Source organism: Domibacillus sp. (assembly GCF_031181085.1).
In the GTDB taxonomy this organism is placed as follows: Bacteria; Bacillota; Bacilli; order Bacillales; family Domibacillaceae; genus Domibacillus.
In genome coordinates this window covers 28,751-52,700 of record NZ_JAPSLE010000004.1, presented here as the reverse complement: position 1 = coordinate 52,700, position 23,950 = coordinate 28,751, and the positions used below count along the sequence as shown (strand labels likewise).

The following is a 23,950-nucleotide window of genomic DNA, read 5'->3' as shown; positions in this document are numbered from 1 at the left end:
GAAGACGGCATGAAAGAAAATATCAGGTCTTTTTCATGTTTATGGTGGATATAATGATGGTTTGGGCTTATAATGTTGAAATTGAGGGCAAATAAAAATAATGACGTTCATCATATACACTATGCTTCTGGCCAACAGAGGGAGGATCTTATGGTTGTTGCTTTTATTATCTGTGTACTGGCTTCTCTAGCCCTTACACCACTTGTGAAAAAATTCGCTATCGCCATTGGAGCTGTTGACAAACCAAACTACCGGAAAGTGCATCAGCGTATTATGCCGCGTATGGGCGGGCTGGCCATCTTTATCAGCTTCTTGATTGGCATGCTTGTTTTGCGTCCGGACGCACCGTACGATCTGCCGCTGATGAACCCCGCTATTATCATTGGAAGTTTTATTATCATCCTGACGGGTGTGTTTGATGACCGCTTTGAGCTTTCCGCAAAAGTGAAGCTTGCCGGCCAAATTGCAGCTGCTCTTGTGGTCGTTGTCTATGGAGATGTCCGCCTTGATTTCTTTAACCTGCCGTTTGGCGGGACCATTGAATTCAACAGTTTTTTAAGTATTCCATTGACGATTATCTGGATTGTGGCGATTACAAATGCCATTAATTTAATTGATGGTCTGGACGGACTGGCAGCCGGTGTTTCAACGATTGCTTTGTTTACCATCAGTTTTATGGCCTTTTTAAAAGGCGATGTGTACGTTATGAGCATTGCGCTTATTGTGGCGGCCAGCACAATCGGTTTTTTAAAGTACAATTTCCATCCTGCAAAAATCTTTATGGGGGATACGGGCGCGCTGTTTCTCGGCTTTATTATTTCCGTCGTATCCCTGCTTGGCTTTAAAAACATCACCGTTGTTTCCTTGATTATTCCGATTATCATTCTGGGTGTTCCGATTTCGGATACTATTTTTGCGATTATCCGCCGGAAGCTGAACAAGCAGCCCATTTCTGCACCAGATAAATCGCATCTTCATCACTGCCTGCTTCGGACAGGCTATACACATAAACAAACCGTTTTGATCATTTATATGATCGCGATGATGTTCGGTCTTGCGGCGATTATTTTCTCAATGGCCACGCTATGGGGTGCCATTATTATGATGGCTGTGATTACCATTGCCATTGAAATTTTCGTTGAAAGCATCGGGCTTATCGGCAACGACTATAAGCCGCTTTTGAACTTTGTCAGAGGCGGAACGAAAAAGAATATGTAATCAGGTAAAAACCGCTGTCCATAAAGATAGCGGTTTTTTACGTGAACAAAGCAAAACAACAGAGAGCTGTCGCAGTTCAAAAAATCCGCTATCAATTAGGATAGCGGGATTCAGACTGTAGACAAATGATATGAATGACCGTGCACATGAATGGGATGGATCGGCGGCGTCCAGGCAGCTCCGCTTTCCATGGGGCAGGCGCTGAGCCCGACTTCGCCTGGCGGCTTCACCGGTCTCAGCTGCCCGCTAGTCCCATAGGAGTCTGCGCTGCCTTCCCGCCGCCAAGTGGCTTGCGATAAGATTGTATAAAGCTAATAAGGTCTTATCTTGCTGTTTAAAAAAGAGAAAATGTCTATTCATTCCTTGCTTATGGATCTTCAACACCACTTATCGGCTCTTTTTTAAAAGTGAAAGACTTTGTCTACACACTGAAAACCCGCTATCAACAAGGATAGCGGGTTTTCTTTTATTCGGTGCTGTACGACTCATCTTCGGATTCGCCGTCTTCATCTGAATCATTGGATGGCTCGATATCAAGGTGGCGCTGTAATTTGCCTTTAACCACTTCAAGCTCTGTTTCATCCGGCCGGTAAATATAAGCGCCTGAAGGTAGGAAGTCGTCTGCTCCTTTAAGGGCAAGGGACTCATAATTTAAGCCTTGGTCAGTTTCTGCGTACGTAATGAGCGATTTCATTTCACTGAACGTCAGGTTTGTCCGCATGTTGGAACCAACGGCTTCTAGTAATTCATCATATTTCGTAATGGAGTTAAAGGAAGTCGCTTTTTTCGCAATGGCCTGAAGGATCTGCTGCTGGCGTTTGCCGCGCTCAATATCGCTGTCGGCATGACGTGTGCGGGCCACCGCTAATGCTTCTTCTCCGTTTAATGTTTGAAGTCCTTCTTTAACGTACGTATAGTGGACGTCGCTTGAATCTTTTTCTCTAATGTCGTACGGTACATTAAATTTAATGCCGTCTAATGCGTTGACGACGTCAACGAAAGCGTAGAAGTTTAAGCGCACGTAGTAGTCGACTGGTACATCAAGCAGTTCCTCAACCGCTTCAATCGTAGCCGTCGGGCCGCCGACAACGTGTGCATGGTTAATTTTATTGTAATCATCTTCTTCGGGGATGTACGCATACGTGTCACGTGGAATACTAAGCATTTTAATCGTTTTGTCTTTTACATTTAACGTAGCCAAGACAAGTGCATCTGTCCGGGTATTGTCCCCATATTTCCGTTTGTTGTTATCATCAATTCCCATAAACAAAATTGAAATATTATCCTCAAGCGGATGAACGTCCGCATCACGCAGGGCCGATTTTTCGCGTCCGTCTGTCATATAAGAATCTGATACAATCGTTTCGGCTTTCTTATAAAGAAAAGCGCCGTAGCCTGCACCAGTAAAAACAACGAGCAGCACCGGAAGAAAAAGCGTGAAAAATAAAATTCGGCGTTTTTGCGTTTTCTTTCGGCGCCGACCCATGCGTTGATTGGGTGAACTCATGTATTTATCTCCTTTTAGATGTAATATCAAATTTTAAACCATCTACTATTTTACTATGAAAGGATAAGTTCATTCAAATTTTTTTAAAATTCGACGTCTTTTTCCATGTATAAAACGTCGCCTTCTTTGAAAACAGCCTGCCCGTTTGTCAGTTCCGTTATCCATCCGCAAAAAGCGTCGGCTTGTCCTTCTTCCACAAACACGTCCACCTCCACACCTTCCGCATAACGGATTTCTTTTAATTCATAAATGGAGGCACGCAGTTCGTTTTCAATTTTGCCAAGCCATGTATAATCAATCGAGGCTGTCATAACCTTCATAAGACGGCGTTCGACAATGCCGGCTGCATTCAATCCTTCAGATGCAGCTTTGCCGTATGCTCGGATCAGGCCTCCTGCACCGAGTTTAATGCCGCCAAAGTAACGTGTCACCACGATCGCTGTATCTTTCAGTTCTCTTTTTTTAATGACTTCCAAAATAGGCAGTCCGGCAGTGCCGGACGGTTCGCCATCGTCGTTCGCTTTTTGAATATGGTCGTGCTCGCCAATCATATAAGCCGAGCAATTATGTGTTGCATTCCAGTGCTGTTTTTTAATTTGGTCAATAAACGCGATCGCTTCCTCAGCAGATTCTACTCTCGCGGTATGTGCGATAAAACGCGATTTTTGAATGACAATTTCATGAGTGCCGGCTGTTTTCACCGTTTTGTAGTAAGATAACAAAAAAATTCCTCCTTATTAGGTTTAAAAATGAAAAATAAGGGTACTCGGTATTGATAGTTTATCGTAAAGGAAAAAAGTCCGGATGAAAAGAGACATGCTTCGAAATACTTTTAAACGAATCGTAAATAAACTTTAATGTTCGTTTCCTGCTGTAATGATATAATGAGAATGTCCTTTCCGTGTGAGGTTTTCACCGGGTCTTTTTTGAGTGATTTAAGGTAAACTATGCATTATTTCCACCATCAAAAGATATATCTGTGTGAAATAGGTGCTGTATCTTTTGGACAGGTCCCATTCATTTCATTTGGAAGGAAACCGCTTATGTTAATGCGAAACTCGGATACCAAACTTCTTGATACAATTTTGGATAAAATGGTGGAAACCGTTGATCAAAGCAAAGGCCAAATTTTTTCAATTGCTGAACAAAGCAGGGTTGATTATGAAGGCCTATTGAAAGAGCTTCAGCAGATCAAAAGCCAAATTCATTCCTCCATTGTAGAACAGGAAGAACTGGAACGAAAAGTGAAAATGGCACGAAAGCGGCTTTCAGAAGTAAGCCGTGACTTTTCTGTACATTCAGAGGAAGTTGTGCGCAAGGCCTATGAACAGGCCCATGATTTACAAGTGAAGCTGCTCGTTTTGCGGCAAAACGAAAAGCAGCTCATAGACCGCCGCAATGAACTGGACCGCCGGCTTTTATCTGTACATACAACGATCGAGCGGGCGGAGCAGCTTATTTCACAAACCGCTGTTGTCCTGAATTATTTAACCCAGGATATGAAGGCGTTCGGCCGGGCGCTTGAAGATGCCCAGTCCAAGCAGGCTTTTGGCCTGCAGGTGATGGAAGCACAGGAAGAAGAACGAAAGCGTTTATCCCGCGAGATTCATGACGGGCCGGCTCAGATGATGGCGAACGTATTAATGCGTTCCGATTTAATCGAGAAGCTGTACCGCGAACGAGGCGTGGAAGCGGCCTTCAAGGAGATTCGTGATCTGAAAAAAATGGTCCGCTCCGCGCTTTATGAAGTGCGCCGGATTATTTACGATCTGCGTCCGATGGCGCTCGATGACCTTGGCTTGATTCCAACGCTTAAAAAGTATTTAGCTACTGTCAGCGAATACATCCGTTCTCAAAACGCTGCGCCGAACATCGCGTTTTCCAACATCGGTCTTGAAAAACGGCTTCCGTCCAATATGGAAGTAGCGCTGTTCCGGCTGATTCAGGAGTCTGTCCAAAATGCATTAAAACATGCAAATGCAACTGAGATTCAAGTAAAACTGGAAATAAAAAAAGAGCAGGTATTAGCTGTTGTGAAAGACAACGGCAAAGGGTTTGACGTAAACAAGAAAAAATCAGGCTCTTTTGGCATAATGGGAATGAAGGAGCGAATTGACCTGCTGGATGGAGACATTACGATTCGGTCGAAACCAGCGGAAGGAACAGTTGTTCTAATCAGCGTTCCAATAATTGAGCAGCCATTGACTTAGAGGAGGAAAGACGATGACAACGAAAATTGTTATTATTGACGACCATCAATTATTCCGTGAAGGGGTAAAACGTATTCTTGATTTTGAAGAATCGTTTGAAGTGCTTGCAGAGGGAGATGACGGAACGGAAGCACTTTCGCTCGTTGAAGAGTACAACCCGGATGTTGTCATCATGGATATTAACATGCCGGAAGTGAACGGAGTGGAAGCAACACGCAAGCTCGTGGATAAACACCCGGACACAAAAGTCATTATTTTGTCGATTCACGATGATGAAAACTATGTAACCCATGCTCTTCAGTCCGGCGCACTCGGTTACCTGCTGAAAGAAATGGATGCAGAAGAGCTCGTAGAAGCAGTTAAAGTGGTGGCAGATGGCGGATCATATCTTCACCCGCGTGTAACGCACAACCTGATTGCGGATTACCGCCGTCTTTCAACAGATGACGGAAAAGGAAAAGGTTTCCAACAAACGGAGGTTGTCCGTCCGCTTCACCTGCTAACACGCCGCGAGTGCGAAGTACTTCAGCTGCTGGCTGACGGAAAAAGCAACCGTGGTATCGGGGAAGCTCTATATATCAGTGAAAAAACAGTTAAAAACCATGTGAGCAACATCTTGCAAAAAATGAATGTAAATGACCGCACACAAGCGGTTGTAACAGCCATCAAAAAAGGCTGGGTGGAAGTTCGCTAAAAAAGTCCCTTTAGGGGGCTTTTTTTGTAGAAGAACGGCGGATAAACAAGGGGCGGCACCTTATTCACCACGATAACCGGGCACTCACCACCCTTTCTTTTGCTGCATACACTACAAGCGAAAGGAGCGATGAAGATGAGTCCGTTCAACGTACGCCCGCCTTATTATTATCCGTATCCGCCATATCCGCCGTATTACCAGCCTCCTTATTACTATGGCGGCTATCAAAATCCATTTTTAGGTGGATTTTTCGGCGGCTTAACAGGAAGCTTATTGTCGCCAATTATCTACGGCCGTCCGCCCTTCAGACGTTATTATTGAAAAAACGGCCTGCGCTGGTTGAGCGCGGGCCTTTTTTCTTTTACAATAAAAGAGAAATAAGGATCAAAGGCGGGAGGTGCGATGCCGCACTTCTTTCGGACAGGCCTTGGAAGGATGTGCACGGACGGTGAACCATAATTGGGCAGCTGCTCTTTTTTTAACCGGTGTACTGCTCGCAGGATGCGGCGAGAAAAACGACCGGGCCGCTTACTCAGCAGAGGACGGTGAATCAAGCCGCACCGAGCAGGAAACACACGGAACAGCCGAAACAGAAGAAAGTGATACAGTGCGGGCGCCTATTGAAGAAGCAAAAAATATTCCCCCCGAGGAAAGAGCGGCTATTCTGGCTGCGCTGAACCAGCAAATCCAGTCATTCAATCACAAAGATCTTGATGGCTATATGGCGGCTATTTCCAAAAATCCGAAGTCATTTGATTATGATGAAGAAAAAGCGTATGTACAAAAAGTATTTCAAACATTTGATGCTGTGATGGAGCCGGCGAATATAACGATTATCCAGTACGATCAAACGGCTCAAACCGCCAACATTTTTATGAATATGAAATCAACGTCGAAGGATATCAAAACAGGCAAAGAAGTCAGCCAGACTACCCGTCAGATGATGGTATTTCAAAAAGAAGAGGGCAGCTGGAAGCAAGTTTCCCTTTTTGCGATGGAATGATATAGTAAAAAGAAAAGAGGTTTTTTAAACATGACAAAAGAAATGAACGTAGAAAGCTTTAATTTAGACCATACAAAAGTAAAAGCGCCTTATGTCCGCCTTGCCGGCGTAAAAGAAGGCCAAAACGGGGACAAAATTCTAAAATACGATATTCGTTTCTGCCAGCCGAACAAGGAGCATATGGAAATGCCAGCTCTTCATTCATTAGAGCACATGATGGCGGAATTCAGCCGTAACCATTCGGATAAAATTGTCGACATCAGCCCAATGGGATGCCAGACAGGCTACTACATCGCTGTGATCAATCATGAAGATTACGATGACATTTTAAACATCCTTGAAAAAACATTACAAGACGTGCTGGAAGCGACAGAGGTGCCTGCCTGCAACGAAGTGCAGTGCGGCTGGGCAGCAAGCCACAGCCTGGAAGGCGCAAAAGAAATCGCGCGCAATATGCTTGCTAAACGTCAAGAATGGACAGAAGTATTTGCCGGGTAAGCCGTGGGCTGACAAGCGGATAAAAGGAATCGCCTTTTATCCGCTTTTTTTGTTTTGCAATGAGTGAGCGTACGAAAAACCGGAAGGAAAGGCTTTTAGGCGGAGGCAGGCATGTTTCATTTTCAAAACGGGGAGGTTTTTCAATGACCAATGAAACAGTAAATCGGAATGTATGGCAGCGCTTCGTGAGAGAAGGAGTGCTCGATACGGCACGTCTGCAAAAACGGATTGAAGAGTCCTGGTATTTATGCCAGAGAAGCGGGGTCAATCCATACGACGGCAAAGGAAGCGACATTTTAACACCGGATCAGCTTCGCACGCGGCTGGAGAAAAATGACCGGCTTGCTTCGATTGCAGCTCCCATTATGGATAAAATGATCACTTCAATCCGCCAGGCAAACACGATCATCCTTCTTATTGATAAGGACGGCTACATTTTAGCAGCGCGCGGTCCGGACCCGGCTTTAAAGCAGGCCTCTAAAATCAATTTTATAGAAGGCTCCAGATGGACAGAAGACGTCGTTGGCACGAACGCAGTTGGAACCGCTCTCAGAACAGGAGAAGCCATAACAGTGGTCGGCACGGAGCATTATTCGGTCGCCTCCCAGCACTTTTCCTGCTCAGCGGCTCCCATCCACACACCGGACGGTACGCTTTTAGGTGTATTGGACATCACAAGCCCTGTGGAGGATTCCCGTCATGAACATATGCTGGCGGCTGTATGTGCTGCTTCTTTTGCGGTCGAGCAGCAGTGGGCAGCGATGGAGAAAATGGACGAACAGTCGCTTATTATGACGGCCTCTTTTTATCGCCAGCACCCCGCTCCGATTGCGGCGGTTTCTTCATCTGGTCTGGTTATATGGATGAACGACACGATGAAAGAGAAGTGTCAAATGACCTTGCCGTTTCCGCTTGAGGATCTGCCGGACAGGGCATGGGTACAGGATGTTATGCGGGATGTATTCGATGAACCGCGCTCCTACCAAATCGGCCGTCTCGTTCAGTTTTCAGCTGCAAAAAAAGCACCGGCTGCGCCCGGCTGGATCAATACCTTTCATTACAATGGGGTCATTGGTACAGCAGAACCATTCCAGCATGTGCTTTGGCAGGCAGAACGCGTGGCCAAAACAGACGCAGCCGTGCACATTCACGGTGAAACCGGCACAGGAAAAGAAATTTTGGCGCGGGCTATTCACGAAAACAGCAGCCGCCAAAATGGGCCGTTTATTGCCGTAAACTGCGGTGCCATCCCGCCTTCGTTGATGGAAAGCGAGTTATTCGGCTATGAAGGAGGCTCTTTTACAGGCGCAAGCAGAAGCGGCCGCCGGGGGAAAATCCGCGATGCGGACGGAGGCACGCTGTTTCTAGATGAAATTGGTGATATTTCAGAGCAAATGCAGATTTCATTGCTGCGTGTTTTGCAGGAGCAGGAGGTCATGCCGGTCGGTGCTTCCAAGCCCGTCCCCGTTAATATCCGGATTATTACCGCTACCCACCGGAACTTAATGGAACTTGTAAAGAAAGGACAGCTGCGTGAGGATCTTTTTTACCGGATTTATGTGTTTCCATTGAGTCTGCCGCCGCTTCGCCACCGGCTTTGCGATCTTGAACGGTTTATCCAGGACTATCAGAAACGAACACATTGGAAAGGAATGGTTCCGGCATCTCTCCTGCATGTTCTGAAGCAGCATTCATTCCCGGGAAACTTCCGCGAGCTGTTTAATATTTTGGATCGTATTCGTATTTTGTATGGCGATGATGTACCAGCGGATTTATCACCGGCGGACTGCATGATCTCATTTGAGACAGAGGATGAGAAACAATGGACGAGCCGCCAGGAAATCGAACGGGAAGAATTTATGCGGGTGTTGAAAGAAGCAAAAGGCCATGCTCCCACTGCAGCAAAACAGCTCGGAATGCCCCGCAGCACTTTTTACCGGAAGCTGAAACAATATGAGATGAAATGAGACATGGTGGGACAGCGGCGGGAAAAATGACGTTTTGGGCGGGGATATTCCTTTATTCGGGTGTCCTTTCGAATTGGCACGATGTTTGCATTAGAGATACTGAAAGCGTTTTCTATTTCATTTATCAATGAAAGGGAGAGGGTACCAGTGTCACAAACGCAAACAAACCAGCCGACTATTTCGAAAGAAGAAGCCACATGGATGTTTCAAAAAATGCTTGAAATACGCCACTTTGAAGACCGGGTTCACGATATTTTCGGAACAGGGATTCTGCCTGGCTTTGTTCATTTGTATGCAGGGGAAGAAGCGATTGCAGTCGGCCTTTGCGCTCATCTCGACGATAAGGACTACATTACAAGCACCCATCGCGGCCATGGCCACTGTATTGCCAAAGGCTGTGATTTAGATGGCATGATGGCAGAGATTTACGGTAGAGCGACCGGGCTCTGCAAAGGCAAAGGCGGCTCGATGCATATTGCTGACGTGGAAAAAGGAATGCTCGGGGCGAATGGAATTGTGGGCGGAGGATTTCCGCTGGCTGTCGGGGCCGGCTTGACGCATAAATTGAAAAAAACAGACGGCGTGGCGGTTTGCTTTTTCGGGGATGGCGCCAATAACCACGGAACGTTCCATGAAGGCATTAACATGGCTGCGATCTGGAACTTACCGGTTATTTTTGTCGCGGAGAACAATGGATTTGCGGAAGCGACGCCTTTCCACTACGCTTCCAGCTGTAAGTCGATTGCTGACCGGGCCATCGGCTACGGCATTCCAGGCGAAACGGTAGACGGAAAAGATGTGATGGCGGTGCGGGAAGCAGCGCAGCGGGCAGTAGAGCGGGCCCGTAATGGTGAAGGACCGACATTAATCGAATGTATCACGTACCGGAACTACGGCCATTTTGAAGGGGATGCCCAGACATATAAAGGCGAAGAGAAAGTCAAGCATCTGGATGACCTCGATGCCATTAAAAAGTTTTACACATACTTAACGGAGCAGGGGATTATGACCGAAGCGGAGCTCGACCAAATGGATGACGATGTGCGGAGAGCCGTGGATCGTGCCGTCGAGTTTGCGGAAAAAAGCCCATATCCGCTTCCAGAGCAGCTGACGGAAGATGTGTATGTATCGTATAAAACAGATGGGGGTGCTGCACGATGACGCGTCAAATCACTTTTTCACAGGCCGTAAACGAAGCGATGGCTCTTTCGATGAGAGAAGATCAAGATGTGATTCTGCTCGGTGAAGATGTAGCGGGCGGCGCAGCGGTAGACCACCTGCAGGATGAAGAAGCCTGGGGCGGCGTAATGGGGGTTACAAAAGGGCTTGTACAGGAATTTGGCCGGGAGCGGGTTATTGATACACCGATAGCGGAAGCGGGCTACGTCGGTGCAGCGGTGACCGCAGCTGCTACCGGAATGCGCCCGATTGCCGAGCTGATGTTTAATGACTTTATCGGCAGCTGTCTGGATGAAGTGATGAACCAGGGGGCTAAGCTGCGCTACATGTTTGGCGGGAAAGCGAAAGTGCCGCTCACCATTCGGACGATGCATGGTGCAGGCTTCCGTGCCGCAGCCCAGCACTCTCAGAGCTTGTATTCCTTTTTTACGCACATTCCGGGCCTTAAAGTCGTCATTCCATCCACTCCGTATGATGCGAAAGGGCTCCTTCTCGAATCTATTTTTGATGATGATTTGGTCGTCTTTTTTGAAGACAAAACGCTGTATACGATGAAAGGGGAAGTGCCGGAAGGGTCATACCGCATCCCCTTTGGAAAAGCCGATATTAAGCGAAAAGGGGAGGACGTGACCATTGTAGCGATCGGCAAAATGGTGCACACCGCCATTAAAGCAGCGGCTGAGCTGTCCAAGAATGGAGTAGAAGCCGAAATTATCGACCCGCGCACTCTGTCACCGCTTGATGAGGATACGATCCTATCGTCGGTTGAAAAAACAGGGCGGCTTATTGTCGTCGATGAAGCCAATCCGCGCTGCAGTGCCGCAACCGACATCGCTGCTCTTGTCGCTGACAAAGGATTTGACTATCTGGATGCGCCGATCAAAATGGTCACCGCGCCGCATACACCGGTTCCATTTGCTCCATCTTTGGAAGACATTTATTTGCCAACACCAGATAAAATCATCAAAGCCGTTCAGGAAATGACCGGCAGCGAATTGGTGATATAAAGGGGGATTAGCGATGGCTGTAAAGTTGATTATGCCGAAGCTCGGTATGGGGATGGAAGAAGGAACGATCGTTGAATGGCTGAAGCAGGAGGGCGATGAAGTAAAAAAAGGGGATTCAGTCGCCGTGATCAGCTCAGATAAAATTGAGAAAGATATAGAAGCGCCGGCGGACGGGATTTTGCTGAAAATCGAGGCGTCTCCGGATGAAGTGGTAAAAGTCGGCGAAGCGATCGGGTTTGTCGGTGCAGCAGGAGAAGAAACGGAAGCGGTAAATGCGCCTCAAGCGGAGCTTCATCAGGAAGCACCTGATATGCCGGAAGAAATACCGGCTTCGATTGAACAGACACCTGAGCCGGCCGCCGCAAAAGTGCAAAGAAATGGCGGCAGAACCCGCATTTCACCGGCTGCCCGCAAGCTTGCCAGGGAACATGGTCTGGATGTAACCGGCATTCCGGGAACAGGGCCGAATGGACGGATTACCCGGTCTGACGTGGAACGCCATTTAAACCACAATACACAGCCAGCCGCCGCAGCCGTTCAGCCGGCGCCGGAAGCAGACGTAGAACCGATGTCTTCCCGCTCTTCTGCATCAGGCAAACCGCTTGCCGGTATGCGTAAGGTCATTGCGGAGCGCATGTTTGACAGCCTGCAGACAACCGCGCAGCTGACTATTACGATGAGGGCAGATGTAACGGATTTAATGACGATTCGCCAGCAGATGAATGAGTCGCTGGCAGAAAGCGGCGTGAAGCTTACGCTGACCGACTTTGTTGCTAAAGCGGTGATCGCTTCGCTGAAAAAGCACCCGGAAATGAACGCGACCCTTGAGAATGGCCAGCTTGCCCTGCACGACCGCGTCCATCTCGGAATCGCAGTAGCACTGGATAGTGGCTTGATGGTGCCGGTAATCAATGACGCGTGCCGCCTGTCGCTGAGAGACTTATCCAGCCGGATCCGCTCCAATGCGGACGACGTTAGAGGCGGCCGTATCCAGGCGGAAACGTTAAAAGGCTCAACGTTTACGATTACCAATCTTGGAAACTACGAGGTGGAGTTTTTTACACCTGTTTTGAACCCGCCGGAGATCGGTATTCTAGGCCTCGGCCGAGCGATGCCGGAAGCGGTATTTGTGGGAGATGAACTGCAAAAGCGGCACATTCAGCCGCTCAGCCTGACATTCGACCACCGTGCGATTGACGGCTCCCCGGCGGCCGCTTTCCTGCAGACGCTAAAAGGAATGCTCGAACAGCCGTATCGCATGCTGGCGGAATAATCCGAAGCGGGACACGTCAATCGAATCAAACAATCCCATCGATACTTTCCAGCAGGAAGCCTGGTGAATGGATAAGTTAGAATGCAGAAAGGGTGTCTCTAAGACGAAAAATCGGCTTATGAGACACCCTTTTTGTGCAGCTAGACTTTCAGGATGAACAGCTCGAAAAAAGAGAATTACAGTGTTTTTCGGTCCTCATTCCGATTTTCCGGGCTAAAAAACAGACGTTGGGACTTTGCTTTTCCTGCCGGGCGCCGCTCGATCGTGAACAGGACAGCTGCTAAAATACAAAGAATGCCGCCAGCCTGCCAGATCGTCAGCTTGTCTCCAAAAAGAAGAATGCCGATCCAAATGGCTACCACAGGTTCGGCCACTGCTAAAATAGCTGCACGGCCGGATTCCATTTGAGAAAGACCCGCTGTGTAGAAGCTATAAGCAAAAACCGTTGATAACACGGCCAGGCCAAACGTATTCCAAAGAACCGCCGGCTCCAGCAATTGCGCTTGTTTTGCCGCAAGCCCCGACATCGGTACGACGCAGAGGGAGGCCGTCAGCATCGCGTAAGCCGTGATGGTAACAGAATGATAGCGATGGGCGACAAATTTGCCGAAAATCGAATACAAGGCATAAAAAAAACCGGATAAAAGCCCGATGAAAATGGTGCCGGCCGACATGTCTGCATCACCGGCCGGCACAAGCCCTACCGCAAGCATACAGCCGAGCACGGTTAACAAAAGCGCAACCGCTTTGCCGCCCGTCATCGGCTCTTTTAAAAAAAGGCGCGACAGCAGCACAACAAAAACCGGCCCGGTATACAAAAGCACAACAGCCAGGGAGTTGGAGGATCGCTCCATCACGGTAAAAAAGCATAAATTAAAAAAGACGATGCTGACAATACCGCAGCCGGCGAAAAAAAATAAATCGCGCAGCTGAATGCGAAGCAGGTTACGCTTAAAAAGAAGCAGAAAAAGAAAGAGCACCAAAGCAGAACCGAGTACCCGTAATGCCACCACATCGATAGGCGAGAAACCGTATGTATAAAGTCCTTGCACAAACAAACCAATCGTGCCCCACAGTGTGGCACCCGTCAAAACAAGCCATGCAGATTTCAATATCATCCCTCCTCCTCTTTATCTTACCGGAAAAGGGGTGCAAAACAACCTCTATTGGGCTAAAATGTAAGGGATATGAAAAAATGAAAAAGGCAGGTATAAGCAGATGAAGACGGCCATTTTGACCGACAGCACCGCTTATCTTCCAAAAGCGCTGCGCGAGGAGCTTAATATTTTTATGATCCCGCTCAGCGTTATTTTTGGTGAGGATGTATATCGTGAAGAGCTCGATATCACGATGGAAGAGTTTTACGGAAAAGTGAATGAAGGAGGCAGGCTGCCCACCACATCTCAGCCGGTCATCGGCCACTTTGTTGAGCTGTATGAACAAATTGCCAAGGAGTACGATGCAGTCATTGGCATTTATTTATCAAGTGAACTGAGCGGCACTTATCAGTCGTCCATTACCGCCGCAGACATGGTAGAGAAGTTAGATGTGTATTCATTTGATTCGGAAATCAGCTGTGCACCACAGGCTTTTTACGTGCTGCGGGCGGCAGAATTGGTCAAAGAAGGAAAAGCGCCGGATACCATTTTGGCTGAGCTGACCGAAATGAAAAAATGGACGAAAGCGTACTTTATGGTAGATGATTTAAACCATTTAAAGCGGGGAGGACGCTTAAGCGGAGCGCAGGCACTGATTGGCGGCCTGCTTCAAGTAAAACCGATTCTCCATGTGGAAGACAAGCGGCTCGCGCCATTTGAAAAAATTCGAACAAGCAAAAAAGCGCTCAAGCGCATTGGCGATTTGTTCGGAGAAGATTATGAGGGCGGAGACATGCTGCAGGCATCTGTGATTCATGCGAACCGGGAGGACGAAGCCCGGAAATGGACAGCGGAATTAAAGCAGCGATTTCCGAAAGCCGAAATCAGCATTTCAAGCTTCGGCCCGGTTATTGCCACACACTTAGGAGAAGGCGCCTTGGCGCTCGGCTGGACAAAAAAAAGAACGTCCGAGTGATAAGTGGTCATCAAATAAAAAGAAAAAGCGCTCCAGCTTGAAGCTGGAACGCTTTTTTTATTTTGGAACGGAATTCAGCACATCTGTGATCATTTGCATTTCTTCTCTGTCGATTCGTTCCGTGCTTGCCGCACGTGTACCGTTGATCAGGTCGCCGAAGCCCTGTTCATTCAGCTTCTTCACCACTTCATCGATAAATGGACGGTTGTTTTCGACAAGATACGTTGTTTTTGACCGGATCATTTGATCAAATACAGCGCTGCGCGGCATACCGATTCGCTCTAACGCTTCCTGGTTCAACAAAAGATCTAAAAGCGTTAAAAGCTCATAGTCATTGCCGGCAAAGGTTAAATCAGGATTGACCTGATACCAGAAGTCGCCTTTTCGGGCGCTGTCGGTACGAATCCATTTTGGATATAAATTTTCAATACCGGCTTTGAATTCGCGCATCGGTTTCAAATACTTTTCATCACCGGTCTGCTCATAAGCGACGATCAAGAAACGCATGCCGCCTAGTGCATGGTTAAGCGACGAATGTGTCTGCTTGGAACCGGATTTATAGTAATCTGAAATCATATAGCTTGATGCGGTTACCGGAATGATATTGCCGAGTGATTTTTGGTTTACAAGGAAGTTCGCATACGTTAAGTTGTCATCCTTTAACGCTTCAATGCCAAGTGCTTCGCCTGTGTTTTTCAAAAACATTGCGGCATTTTCATTTAAACGTGTATCTACATACGGCGCTGTCGTACCGTATGATTTTTTCAGCCACGTGCTTGTATATTCCGTGTAGAAAAGCGGCTGGGTTCCTTTCGTTACTTCACCACCGGAGAATACATCCAGATCCGCGACTCCATTCAACACAAGGTCATATAAATAACGATCGTTATGTTCCTGGTAAGCCGTTAAATAAATTCCAGCCTGCATCCGGTTGATGCTGCGGCCGTAGCCCATTTGATAACCCGGTTCGATCGACCAAGGCAGCTTTGTGTAGGCACCGTCTGCTGTGAGCCAGTTATTGATCGAGATATACTCGGCAATTGTGCGTTTAAACCATTCATCGCGTGTAGATGAGCTCTGGAACAAGGACTTGTCCGACACAAGTGCCCATGAATCTGAAATGGCGTTGCCTTTTACCGTTATGTTCATATTTGCCGTAACGGTATTGCCAGCCTGCTGAACGTCATAACCTGCATACTCTTGATCAAGCACACGAATGCGTGAAACGGTGCCGTCTGCATATTTCTGCTCTTTCGGAACGGCTACATAGTTTTTGCCCATCATGACTTCGCCTGTGACCGCCGACCCTTTTTTAGCAGAAAGCACGCCGATTGGGTGGCTCGTTTCATCAATGCCAAATACGTCATGGTGTTCACGAACAACGGTCCCCTGATCGCTGTATTTAGCAAGTGAATAGTTATCAGACTGTGAAAACGGCAGGGAAACAGTAGCGGAATATGTATTGTCCGCATTGTGAATAAACTTCGTGAAGACGAATGTATCGCCGTTTGTCAGCTTGCGAAGGGTTACACGAAGAGATCCGAGTGGTTTAGAAGCATAACCCATATGGTAGTAATAATGATAGTCTGTTGATTCAATATGCTTGTCCGTTTCCTGACGGTCATATGAAAGCGGCACGCCGCGTGAGTTCATACGAACCTTTACATATTGATAATCGTTGATCGGAACGATTACTTCCTGATTATCAGCCGGTTTTGGCACTTCAATCGGCTCTTTAACGGTGCCAAGAAGTCCAAGCTTTGTCATCATCCGGTGAATAAATACAGCTGATTCGCCGCGTGTCGCTACTTTCTTCGGCAGGAATGTATTATCTGCCGTTCCGTAAATCAGTCCGTAATGCGTCATTCGCTCAACCGATGCATACGCATAAGCGCCAATTTCTTTCGCATCCGTAAAGGTTAACGGTGTACGCTCCATGTAATCGCCTTTATACTGCATGGCACGATCCAGCATAACTGCTACATCAGAACGGGTAATGGCTTCGTTCGGGAGCGCTTTTCCTTCGGTTGTCCCCTGGATGATACCGGCTTTTTTCGCGGCGGCAATTTCAGGGTAAAGAGTGCTGCCAGGACCTACATCCACAAAAGCAGAATCGCCGGCAGGCAAATCAAGCGCCCGGGCAAGATACGCTAAAAACTGGCCTCTTGTTACACTCGCATAAGGACGAAAGGTTCCATCCTCATAACCCGCAATGACACCATCTGCCACAAGATCCTCGATCTCTTTTTTTGCCCAGTGGCTTGAAATATCGCTGAAGCTCTGTGCTGACACGTTAACCGCGAATAGGATCACGAGTAAAAGTGCCGTCAGGCTTCCTCCAATTTTTCGCATAAAATCCCCTTTCTTTTTTGTTTCAATGTTACAAAGAAAAGTATAACATACCGGAAAAATGACCCAATGTTAAATTATCATGACATTCTGATAACGGTTGTAATATTTATCCAGATAAAGTATACTGGGGCTGAAAGGATGTGACTTATGAAACATGCTCACTTTTTTTCAGGTCGTGAATTGACGGATGAAGAAATTCCGATTCTCTCCGATGTTCATTCTCTCGCTGTCCGCCCCGGCTTATCCCATCCGCTTCTTTGCCACCGCTGCGGAAATACCTCGAACTTCTCATCCCATCCATGTGCCCGGTGCGGCAACCAATGCGCCTACTGCCGAAACTGCATTCAAATGGGCAAAATCTCTTCCTGTACAACCCTTTACCGTTGGATTGGCCCCGAGCCATTGCATTCGAAGCGAGCCGGAGAGATGCAATGGTCCGGCACATTGTCAGCCGGCCAAAAGAAAGCTTCCCAGCATGTTCGGCTTGCGGTAGAAAATGATCTTGAACACACGGTCTGGGCCGTTGCCGGTGCCGGGAAAACAGAAGTGTTATTTGAAGGTATCGCTCAAGCTCTTCAAAATGGAAAACGTGTCTGCATTGCGGCACCAAGAGCCGATGTTGTCCGGGAACTGGCTCCGCGCCTTCAAAACGTGTTTCCCGATACACCACCTGCCGCACTGTATGGAAGCAGTCCAGACCGCCATACGTATAGTCCGCTTGTGATCTCTACGACCCACCAGCTGCTCCGCTTTTTTGAAGCGTTTGACGTCATGATCGTTGATGAAGTCGATGCTTTTCCGTACACGTTTGATGCTTCGCTTCAATTCGCCGTTCAAAAAGCACGCAAACAGAAATCCTCTCTTATTTATTTAACAGCTACGCCTGAACCCTCCTGGCAGGAAGACATTCACTCTGGCAGGAGGGAAGCGACCGTGATTCCGGCCCGCTACCACCGTCACCCGCTGCCCATACCGGAAATGAAGTGGTGTGGAAATTGGAAAAAGTCCATTGTACCGGCACCCGTTTTGGATTGGCTGAAAGAAAAGGAGAAAGTACTTCTTTTTTATCCCCATATTGAAACGATGGATAAAGCTCTTTTGACATTAAAAGAAGTGGATACACGTATCCAAAGTGTGCATGCCGGGGACCCTCTCCGCAAAGAAAAAGTCGAAGCGATGCGCAGAGGGGAAATACCGGTTTTGCTTACCACCACAATTTTGGAGCGGGGTGTGACATTCTCGGGTGTAGATGTAGCCGTAGTCGGTGCAGAAGACCGAATTTTTACGGAAAGCGCCCTTGTGCAAATAGCCGGGCGTGCCGGACGAAGCGCAGACTGCCCAACCGGCATTGTGACCTTTTTTCATTATGGAAAAACAAACGCCATGGTGCGGGCCGTCAGCCAGATTAACAGGATGAACAAGCTTGGAGAGGAAAGGAGGCTGCTGGATGTATGAGCCGGTGCCTGCTTTGTGAAAGTGAAACAGCGATTCAGTCATGGGCTGCTTTTTTCGGTGCAAAGGCTCCGCTTCTGTGCGGAAATTGTTCCGAACCACTCAAAAAACTAACAGGGCCTTTTTGTACAATCTGCTGCCGGGAAATGAAAGAAGCTGAAGTCTGTCCAGATTGCGCAGCCTGGGAGGAGGGCATCTTTCATTCCAATTATTCTTTCTATCAGTATAATGACGCCATGAAGGAGTTGATCGCCCGCTTTAAGTACCGGGGAGATTATGCACTGGCGAACCTTTTTGCACAAGATATCAGGAGGATGGCCAGGCAATTGGAGTATGACATCATCTGTCCGGTCCCGCTGTCTCTTTCGCGTCTTGCAGAGCGGCGATTTAACCAGTCAGAAGCGCTTGTTGAGCGGGCGAGGCTGCCGCAAACTGCGCTTCTTGGGCGGCGTGAATCCGACAAGCAGTCTAAAAAAACACGTGCCGAGCGGATAACCGCTAAGCAGACGTTTTATCCGATTGGAGATGCAGCAGGGAAAACGATTCTTGTGATTGACGATATTTACACGACCGGCGCAACGATGCGCCTTGTGTCCGATGCACTCCAAAAGGCAGGTGCCGTCTCGGTAAAAAGTATCACGATTGCCCGCAGCGGCTCTTGACAATTACCCATCCCGCGCCGAAAATAAAACAAACGAATGACAACATGAGGTGAATGGGATGAACGAAATCGTTGACTGCCCGCGCTGCGGTGCATTGTATGCTAAAAATGCCTTTCGTGATGTATGTCCAGCATGTTCCCGATCAGAAGAAGAGCTTTATCAAGCTGCTTATACATTTTTAAGAAAAAGAGAAAACCGCGCCGCGACGATGGAACGCATTGTAGAGGTAACCGGTGCGACCGAAGAAATGATTTACAAGTGGGTAAAAAAAGGGCGCCTGCAGGCGGCGCAGTTTCCGAACCTCGGTTATCCATGTGACCGCTGCGGCGCAATTATTCAGCGCGGCAAGCTGTGCAGTAAATGCGTTGATGAAATCGAGTCTGACCTGAAGCAGCATGACCGCGAGCAGCAATTTGCGAGTGAGCGCCAGGATGACCATCAGAAAACCTATTTAGGCAAACGGTTTAATTAAACGTCTTCAGGCTGTTGGCAAACGCCCGCTTTCGGCTTCACTTGCCGGCTGTGAATGCTCATGACCCCCAAAAGGTCACTCAGCTTCCCAGCCGGCGGCGTTCCTGGAAAGTCAGACGTTTTCAACCAGCCTGCTTTCTTACTTTGTCTACAATCTCAAACCCGTCTTTTGGCGGGTTTTTTTGATTCGAAAATTACGCCAAATTCCTCACTAAACATTTCCCCTGTCTTGACGATATAATAAGCACAAGTACAAAAGAAAGCGAGGATACGGAGATGAAAATTAACCATACACCTGGCGTAAATGGAATCAATCCGTATCAGAAGCAGCTAAAAAGAGTAGATGCGGCAAAATCAACCAGCCCGGCAGCCGGCGATAAACTTGAAATTTCAAGCGCCGCCAAAGAGATGCAAGACTCATCCAGAATACTAGCTGAACGCCGCGAAAAAATCGCGCTTCTGAAGGAAAAGATCGCGGATGGCACATACAAGCCGGATGCAGATGCAACCGCCAAAGCCATGCTCGACTTTTACGGAAAGCTGTAACTGTCACCGGATCGCCCACAAACTATTGTTGGGCGATCTTTCTTTATGTGTAAACCAAGGAAAGGAGACCGACTGATGAAGATTCAGCCACAACTGGCACCCTCACCAAGTCAAACAGCGCCCGCAGCCGTTCAAGGAGAAACGAAAGCAGCGCCAGCGTCAAACACAGTCCCCGCCGCATCCGCACCGAGTACAGACAAGCAGCCTGCGGAACTTGCGGTATTTACTGAAAAAGGAGTTACTCTTACAAAAGAAGCCGCACAGGCTGTTCAAACGTTTATGGAAACAGCACCGGGAACGGAAGCGGACAAGCTTGCGACAGTCAAAGCTTTAGCGGACAAGGGAATCATGCCGTCTGAGGCATCGCTCAAAGCGGTTCATGCCGCACTGACGGGTACGCCATTTGGCAGACAGGCAGCCGAGTGGCTGGCGCAGTCGGGCATCGAATTTCCGGAAAACATCCGCGCGGCAATCGATAAAGCACTCCAGCTTGGCCGGACACAGGAAGCCATTACTGCCATAAAATCTTCGCCGCTTCCTGAGCAGGTTGTGAAGCAAATTGAAGTATTAATGAAGCAGACAAGCTCGCCTGCCCAATTGGTTCAGGCATTAAAAAAACTGGCGGCCGAGCAGAATCTCCCGGCCGCCCAGCTGATCGAGCGGGCAGGCGCTATTCAAGCAGAAACCATTCAAAACACGGCTAAGCAAAAGCTTGGAGAAGCACTAAACGCACTGTTAAAGCAGCAGCCTGCCGATACCCTTCTTCAAGCGCTCGCCCAAAAGCTCGACCAAAATGGTTCCCTGGAGGAAATTGTCCAGGCACTGCGCACCTCTTTTACTGGGAACCGAACCACTGTTTTGAAACCCATCGCAGAAGCCCTGCAGCTGGCTAACCTGGCAAAGGAACGAGTAGCGGGAACTTTGCAGCCGTCAGGCATTGTCCTGCCGGAAACAGATGAAACGGAGCCGTCCCTGCCGCAAAGAGCAGCCGCTATGATCCAAAAAGAACCCTCTTTTGAGCGGGTCGCTGCTTTTGTAAGGGATACTCTGCCGGAATTACATGAGGCAGTCGAGTGGGCAGAGACACTGGCTACATCAGGAAAAGAGCTCGCTGCGCGTAGCGAATTAATGAAAGCCGTTGAACCGCTTATTCAGCCAACTGTTACAAATGAGACGGCCAGCCTGCCGGATGATTTATTTGTTCACGTCCCGCCCGCTTCCAAAACCGTTGTGATGACGACGATTACCGAAAAAATGTCACAGTCGGCGATTGATTTTAAACAATTCAAGCGGGACATTGTACGCAATTTGCAGACCGCTGAACTGCTCGTCAAAACACCGCAGCAGGCGAAGCCGGTTATTGAAACCGCCATTAAAACATTGGATAACGCCATTTTAAAGGGCAATTTTATGCTTTTTACCGACATGAAAACAGAAAAAGAGCTGATGCAGGCATCCCAGCAGCTCGCGGATGCACGCAAGCTGCTTGCTAAAGGAGATACGCAGTCCGCCGCCCGGATTGTGTCGGATGTAAAGATGCTGATCGATAAAATAACGTTTAAACCGTCCGATGCCCGTGTTGTTCATATGGCCGCGCAGGAGCTGGCCGATACGCCGCAGCGCCATTTGGCCGGCGCAATGGCCGGTCTTTACGATACGCCGGGCGCCCGTAACGCTTTTGAACTGGTCCGCGCCGCTGGCTTGAACTATGAGCATGAACAGTCCGCTGCTCTATTAAAAGGAAAAGCGGAAGTGCCGAATGCCGTGAAGCAGGCACTGCTTGCCACGATGGGCAGCCAGTCCGGCGATCAGGCCGCTTCGAACTTAACCGGGCAGCAGCTGTTAAGCAAACCGGAAACCGGCCTGCAGTCGATGATGATGTCCCTGCCGTTTTTACTGGGCGGCCAGGCAGATAACGTGAATGTGTTTATCCGCTCAAAAAATGGCGGCCAGCAGGTAGACTGGGAAAACTGCTCGCTCCACTTCCTATTTGAAACAAAAAAACTGGGACCGGTCGGCATGACCATCACAGCCGCCGACCGAAACCTTTCTTTAAAAGTACAAAACGACCAGGAAGGCTTTGAGCAAAAAATTGCGCCGCTCGCCGCCGTGCTGAAAAACCGGCTTTCCGATATTGGCTACCGGGTCGGAGCGGTTCAGTTCGGCCCGTTTGCTCAAGAAGAAAAGAGCGGGACAGCTGTGAAGCAGGCAGCCACCGCTGCTTCCGCGAAAGGATTTGATTTGACGATATGAGTTATTACAACCAAATAAAACGCCGGAAAGTAAACGGTCCGTCTGCCGCCGTGATCCGCTATGAAGAAGGAAGTGCGCCAACGGTCGTCGCACAGGGAAAAGGCGCGCTCGCTTCAAAAATTTTGGAGCTCGCCAGCCAGCATGGCATTCCGATGGAGCAGGATTCGTCGCTTTTATCAGAGCTGATCGATATTGATCTTGGTGATTCGATTCCGCCTCAATTGTATTCGGTTATTGCTGAGATGCTCATTTTAATCGAAGAAATGGAATCTGCGTATTAAAATTCGGCAAATGTTGCCGATACATTCACATGAGGTGACAAATGTGATCACAAAAGAAATGATTTATCAAAAAACACCACAGCAAATTACAGCCCTTTTATATGAAGCAGGACTGACGCAATTTGACCGTGCGATCACTTTTTTAGAAGCAAAACAATATGCAGAAGCCAACAAGGCGATGCAGAAAATTAACGATATTACGGAGCGGCTCGGCGCGGGCCTGAACTATGAAGCTGGCATTATCGCCGACCAGCTCGATCATGTGTATAACTTTATTGCCGACACCGTCGTTCAAGCCAATTTGTACAAAGACGCTGAAAGGCTCCAGCAGGCGCGCCAGCTTTTCGAGACAATTGCAGAAGCGTGGAACGAAGCATTGAGAGCAGCACCGGCCAGGCCGGCTGCACGCAAAAGAAATGCGTATGAACAAAACATCTTTGTCGAAGCCAGACCGGCCAATACATTTGAAACGGGGAACTGATCAATGAGAATTAACCATAACATTCAAGCATTGAATGCGTACCGTAATCTGGGAAATACAAACAATGCCACATCAAAAAGCCTTGAAAAGCTGTCATCCGGCCTTCGCATTAACCGGGCAGCGGACGACGCAGCAGGTCTTGCCATTTCGGAAAAAATGCGTTCACAGGTGCGCGGTTTAGATATGGCGGAGCGCAACTCACTCGATGCGATTTCACTCATTCAAACAGCAGAAGGAGCGCTTGCGTCTACACATGATATCTTGCAGCGAATGCGCGAGCTTGCAGTACAGGCGTCAAACGATACATTGGAAGGTACAGACCGCCAGGCCATTCAAGACGAAGTAACAGCTCTGACAGCTGAAATTAATCGTATTGCTGAGACAACGGAGTTTAACCAGAAAAAATTATTGAATGGTGATCTACAAGAGGCAACTTTCCAAATTGGTGCCAATGCCGATCAGACACTGGCACTCTCTATTGGCAATATGGACGCTGACACGATTGGAGCAGGCTCGTTAGATTTTTCTACAAATGCTGGAGCGCAGGCAGGCATTAGCGCAATTGATACAGCCATTGCAAAAGTTTCAGAGCAGCGAAGCAAGCTTGGTGCCGTTCAAAACCGTTTGGAGCATACGATCACAAACCTGCAGACAGCGAATGAAAACTTAACAGCCGCAGAATCACGTATCCGCGACCTGGATATGGCTGAAGAAATGACCCAGTTTACGAGAAACAATATATTAAACCAGGCAGGACAGGCAATGCTTGCACAGGCGAATCAGCTTCCGCAGGGCATCCTGCAGCTTCTTCAATAACTAAACG

23 protein-coding genes are annotated in these 23,950 nt (G+C 48.2%); 19 read left to right on the top strand and 4 right to left on the bottom strand.

All coding sequences use genetic code 11. The features are described from left to right. Positions 1–150: 150 nt before the first annotated feature. Positions 151–1,218 carry a glycosyltransferase family 4 protein gene (locus RIN81_RS07785; RefSeq protein WP_309089008.1) on the top strand — a complete coding sequence of 356 codons (1,068 nt, stop codon included), beginning with the start codon at positions 151–153 and terminating at the stop codon, positions 1,216–1,218. A gap of 466 nt (positions 1,219–1,684) precedes the next feature. Here RIN81_RS07785 and RIN81_RS07780 read toward each other — a convergent pair whose 3' ends face one another. Continuing rightward, positions 1,685–2,725 carry an LCP family protein gene (locus RIN81_RS07780; protein WP_309089006.1) on the bottom strand — a complete coding sequence of 347 codons (1,041 nt, stop codon included), beginning with the start codon at positions 2,723–2,725 and terminating at the stop codon, positions 1,685–1,687. An 83-nt stretch (positions 2,726–2,808) separates the two neighbouring features. Further along, complete coding sequence (locus tag RIN81_RS07775) at positions 2,809–3,447, bottom strand: YigZ family protein (protein ID WP_309089004.1); 639 nt, start codon at positions 3,445–3,447, stop codon at positions 2,809–2,811. 321 nt (positions 3,448–3,768) lie between these two features. On the opposite strand from RIN81_RS07775, the gene RIN81_RS07770 reads away from it, so the two are divergent. From RIN81_RS07770 to RIN81_RS07730, 9 genes are all read left to right on the top strand, one after another. Further along, positions 3,769–4,935: a sensor histidine kinase gene (locus RIN81_RS07770; protein WP_309089002.1), complete on the top strand. Its 1,167-nt coding sequence runs from the start codon at positions 3,769–3,771 to the stop codon at positions 4,933–4,935. A gap of 13 nt (positions 4,936–4,948) precedes the next feature. Next, the gene (locus tag RIN81_RS07765) at positions 4,949–5,629 is read left to right on the top strand and encodes a response regulator (protein ID WP_242231933.1); all 681 of its coding nucleotides are present in this window, start codon (positions 4,949–4,951) and stop codon (positions 5,627–5,629) included. 135 nt (positions 5,630–5,764) lie between these two features. Further along, positions 5,765–5,950 carry a hypothetical protein gene (locus RIN81_RS07760; protein WP_309089000.1) on the top strand — a complete coding sequence of 62 codons (186 nt, stop codon included), beginning with the start codon at positions 5,765–5,767 and terminating at the stop codon, positions 5,948–5,950. Positions 5,951–6,077: 127 nt separating this feature from the next. Continuing rightward, positions 6,078–6,632: a YybH family protein gene (locus RIN81_RS07755; RefSeq protein ID WP_309088998.1), complete on the top strand. Its 555-nt coding sequence runs from the start codon at positions 6,078–6,080 to the stop codon at positions 6,630–6,632. A gap of 30 nt (positions 6,633–6,662) precedes the next feature. After that, positions 6,663–7,130, top strand: a complete 468-nt coding sequence (locus RIN81_RS07750; protein ID WP_251274684.1) for an S-ribosylhomocysteine lyase — start codon at positions 6,663–6,665, stop codon at positions 7,128–7,130. Positions 7,131–7,273: 143 nt separating this feature from the next. After that, positions 7,274–9,097: a sigma-54-dependent Fis family transcriptional regulator gene (locus tag RIN81_RS07745; RefSeq protein WP_309088996.1), complete on the top strand. Its 1,824-nt coding sequence runs from the start codon at positions 7,274–7,276 to the stop codon at positions 9,095–9,097. A 201-nt stretch (positions 9,098–9,298) separates the two neighbouring features. Then, a complete protein-coding gene (locus RIN81_RS07740) occupies positions 9,299–10,258 on the top strand; it encodes a thiamine pyrophosphate-dependent dehydrogenase E1 component subunit alpha (RefSeq protein WP_309089393.1) in 960 nt (319 codons plus the stop codon). After that, positions 10,255–11,283, top strand: coding sequence for an alpha-ketoacid dehydrogenase subunit beta (locus RIN81_RS07735; protein ID WP_309088994.1), 1,029 nt, complete (start codon positions 10,255–10,257; stop codon positions 11,281–11,283). Before RIN81_RS07740 ends, RIN81_RS07735 begins: the two co-directional genes overlap by 4 nt. A 13-nt stretch (positions 11,284–11,296) precedes the next feature. Then, a complete protein-coding gene (locus RIN81_RS07730) occupies positions 11,297–12,556 on the top strand; it encodes a dihydrolipoamide acetyltransferase family protein (RefSeq protein ID WP_309088992.1) in 1,260 nt (419 codons plus the stop codon). A gap of 176 nt (positions 12,557–12,732) precedes the next feature. On the opposite strand, the gene RIN81_RS07725 is transcribed toward RIN81_RS07730, so the two are convergent. Further along, positions 12,733–13,674, bottom strand: a complete 942-nt coding sequence (locus RIN81_RS07725) for an EamA family transporter (protein ID WP_309088990.1) — start codon at positions 13,672–13,674, stop codon at positions 12,733–12,735. Positions 13,675–13,774: 100 nt separating this feature from the next. Between RIN81_RS07725 and RIN81_RS07720 the strand changes: the two genes are divergently transcribed. Continuing rightward, positions 13,775–14,629, top strand: coding sequence for a DegV family protein (locus RIN81_RS07720; protein ID WP_309088988.1), 855 nt, complete (start codon positions 13,775–13,777; stop codon positions 14,627–14,629). Between the two features lie 57 nt (positions 14,630–14,686). On the opposite strand, the gene RIN81_RS07715 is transcribed toward RIN81_RS07720, so the two are convergent. Continuing rightward, positions 14,687–16,981 (bottom strand): S-layer homology domain-containing protein, encoded by a 2,295-nt coding sequence (locus tag RIN81_RS07715; RefSeq protein WP_309088986.1) that lies wholly within the window; start codon positions 16,979–16,981, stop codon positions 14,687–14,689. A gap of 147 nt (positions 16,982–17,128) precedes the next feature. On the opposite strand from RIN81_RS07715, the gene RIN81_RS07710 reads away from it, so the two are divergent. The 8 genes from RIN81_RS07710 to RIN81_RS07675 all read left to right on the top strand — a co-directional run bounded on the left by RIN81_RS07710 (position 17,129) and on the right by RIN81_RS07675 (position 23,943). After that, on the top strand, positions 17,129–18,436 hold the full coding sequence (locus tag RIN81_RS07710; RefSeq protein WP_309088984.1) for an ATP-dependent helicase ComFA: 1,308 nt from the start codon (positions 17,129–17,131) through the stop codon (positions 18,434–18,436). Continuing rightward, positions 18,433–19,095 (top strand): ComFC family protein, encoded by a 663-nt coding sequence (locus RIN81_RS07705; protein ID WP_309088982.1) that lies wholly within the window; start codon positions 18,433–18,435, stop codon positions 19,093–19,095. The genes RIN81_RS07710 and RIN81_RS07705 overlap by 4 nt, the downstream gene beginning before the upstream one ends. A gap of 58 nt (positions 19,096–19,153) precedes the next feature. Further along, on the top strand, positions 19,154–19,567 hold the full coding sequence (locus RIN81_RS07700; RefSeq protein WP_309088980.1) for a TIGR03826 family flagellar region protein: 414 nt from the start codon (positions 19,154–19,156) through the stop codon (positions 19,565–19,567). Positions 19,568–19,842: 275 nt separating this feature from the next. Continuing rightward, positions 19,843–20,112, top strand: a complete 270-nt coding sequence (gene flgM, locus RIN81_RS07695; protein ID WP_309088979.1) for a flagellar biosynthesis anti-sigma factor FlgM — start codon at positions 19,843–19,845, stop codon at positions 20,110–20,112. A gap of 75 nt (positions 20,113–20,187) precedes the next feature. Further along, positions 20,188–22,365 carry a hypothetical protein gene (locus RIN81_RS07690; RefSeq protein ID WP_309088977.1) on the top strand — a complete coding sequence of 726 codons (2,178 nt, stop codon included), beginning with the start codon at positions 20,188–20,190 and terminating at the stop codon, positions 22,363–22,365. Next, positions 22,362–22,646 (top strand): EscU/YscU/HrcU family type III secretion system export apparatus switch protein, encoded by a 285-nt coding sequence (locus RIN81_RS07685; RefSeq protein ID WP_251274672.1) that lies wholly within the window; start codon positions 22,362–22,364, stop codon positions 22,644–22,646. The genes RIN81_RS07690 and RIN81_RS07685 overlap by 4 nt, the downstream gene beginning before the upstream one ends. Positions 22,647–22,689: 43 nt before the next feature. Next, a complete protein-coding gene (locus RIN81_RS07680; protein ID WP_309088973.1) occupies positions 22,690–23,127 on the top strand; it encodes a flagellar export chaperone FliS in 438 nt (145 codons plus the stop codon). Positions 23,128–23,130: 3 nt separating this feature from the next. Next, positions 23,131–23,943: a flagellin N-terminal helical domain-containing protein gene (locus RIN81_RS07675; protein WP_309088971.1), complete on the top strand. Its 813-nt coding sequence runs from the start codon at positions 23,131–23,133 to the stop codon at positions 23,941–23,943. Positions 23,944–23,950 lie beyond the last annotated feature (7 nt).

Bases quoted from the DNA above. Each gene is read 5' to 3' on its own strand.
- RIN81_RS07785 (WP_309089008.1), top strand. From the start codon at position 151: ATGGTTGTTGCTTTTATTATCTGTGTACTGGCTTCTCTAGCCCTTACA.
- RIN81_RS07780 (WP_309089006.1), bottom strand. From the start codon at position 2,725: ATGAGTTCACCCAATCAACGCATGGGTCGGCGCCGAAAGAAAACGCAA.
- RIN81_RS07770 (WP_309089002.1), top strand. From the start codon at position 3,769: ATGTTAATGCGAAACTCGGATACCAAACTTCTTGATACAATTTTGGAT.
- RIN81_RS07765 (WP_242231933.1), top strand. From the start codon at position 4,949: ATGACAACGAAAATTGTTATTATTGACGACCATCAATTATTCCGTGAA.
- RIN81_RS07760 (WP_309089000.1), top strand. From the start codon at position 5,765: ATGAGTCCGTTCAACGTACGCCCGCCTTATTATTATCCGTATCCGCCA.
- RIN81_RS07750 (WP_251274684.1), top strand. From the start codon at position 6,663: ATGACAAAAGAAATGAACGTAGAAAGCTTTAATTTAGACCATACAAAA.
- RIN81_RS07745 (WP_309088996.1), top strand. From the start codon at position 7,274: ATGACCAATGAAACAGTAAATCGGAATGTATGGCAGCGCTTCGTGAGA.
- RIN81_RS07740 (WP_309089393.1), top strand. From the start codon at position 9,299: ATGTTTCAAAAAATGCTTGAAATACGCCACTTTGAAGACCGGGTTCAC.
- RIN81_RS07735 (WP_309088994.1), top strand. From the start codon at position 10,255: ATGACGCGTCAAATCACTTTTTCACAGGCCGTAAACGAAGCGATGGCT.
- RIN81_RS07730 (WP_309088992.1), top strand. From the start codon at position 11,297: ATGGCTGTAAAGTTGATTATGCCGAAGCTCGGTATGGGGATGGAAGAA.
- RIN81_RS07725 (WP_309088990.1), bottom strand. From the start codon at position 13,674: ATGATATTGAAATCTGCATGGCTTGTTTTGACGGGTGCCACACTGTGG.
- RIN81_RS07720 (WP_309088988.1), top strand. From the start codon at position 13,775: ATGAAGACGGCCATTTTGACCGACAGCACCGCTTATCTTCCAAAAGCG.
- RIN81_RS07715 (WP_309088986.1), bottom strand. From the start codon at position 16,981: ATGCGAAAAATTGGAGGAAGCCTGACGGCACTTTTACTCGTGATCCTA.
- RIN81_RS07710 (WP_309088984.1), top strand. From the start codon at position 17,129: ATGAAACATGCTCACTTTTTTTCAGGTCGTGAATTGACGGATGAAGAA.
- RIN81_RS07705 (WP_309088982.1), top strand. From the start codon at position 18,433: ATGAGCCGGTGCCTGCTTTGTGAAAGTGAAACAGCGATTCAGTCATGG.
- RIN81_RS07700 (WP_309088980.1), top strand. From the start codon at position 19,154: ATGAACGAAATCGTTGACTGCCCGCGCTGCGGTGCATTGTATGCTAAA.
- flgM (WP_309088979.1), top strand. From the start codon at position 19,843: ATGAAAATTAACCATACACCTGGCGTAAATGGAATCAATCCGTATCAG.
- RIN81_RS07690 (WP_309088977.1), top strand. From the start codon at position 20,188: ATGAAGATTCAGCCACAACTGGCACCCTCACCAAGTCAAACAGCGCCC.
- RIN81_RS07685 (WP_251274672.1), top strand. From the start codon at position 22,362: ATGAGTTATTACAACCAAATAAAACGCCGGAAAGTAAACGGTCCGTCT.
- RIN81_RS07675 (WP_309088971.1), top strand. From the start codon at position 23,131: ATGAGAATTAACCATAACATTCAAGCATTGAATGCGTACCGTAATCTG.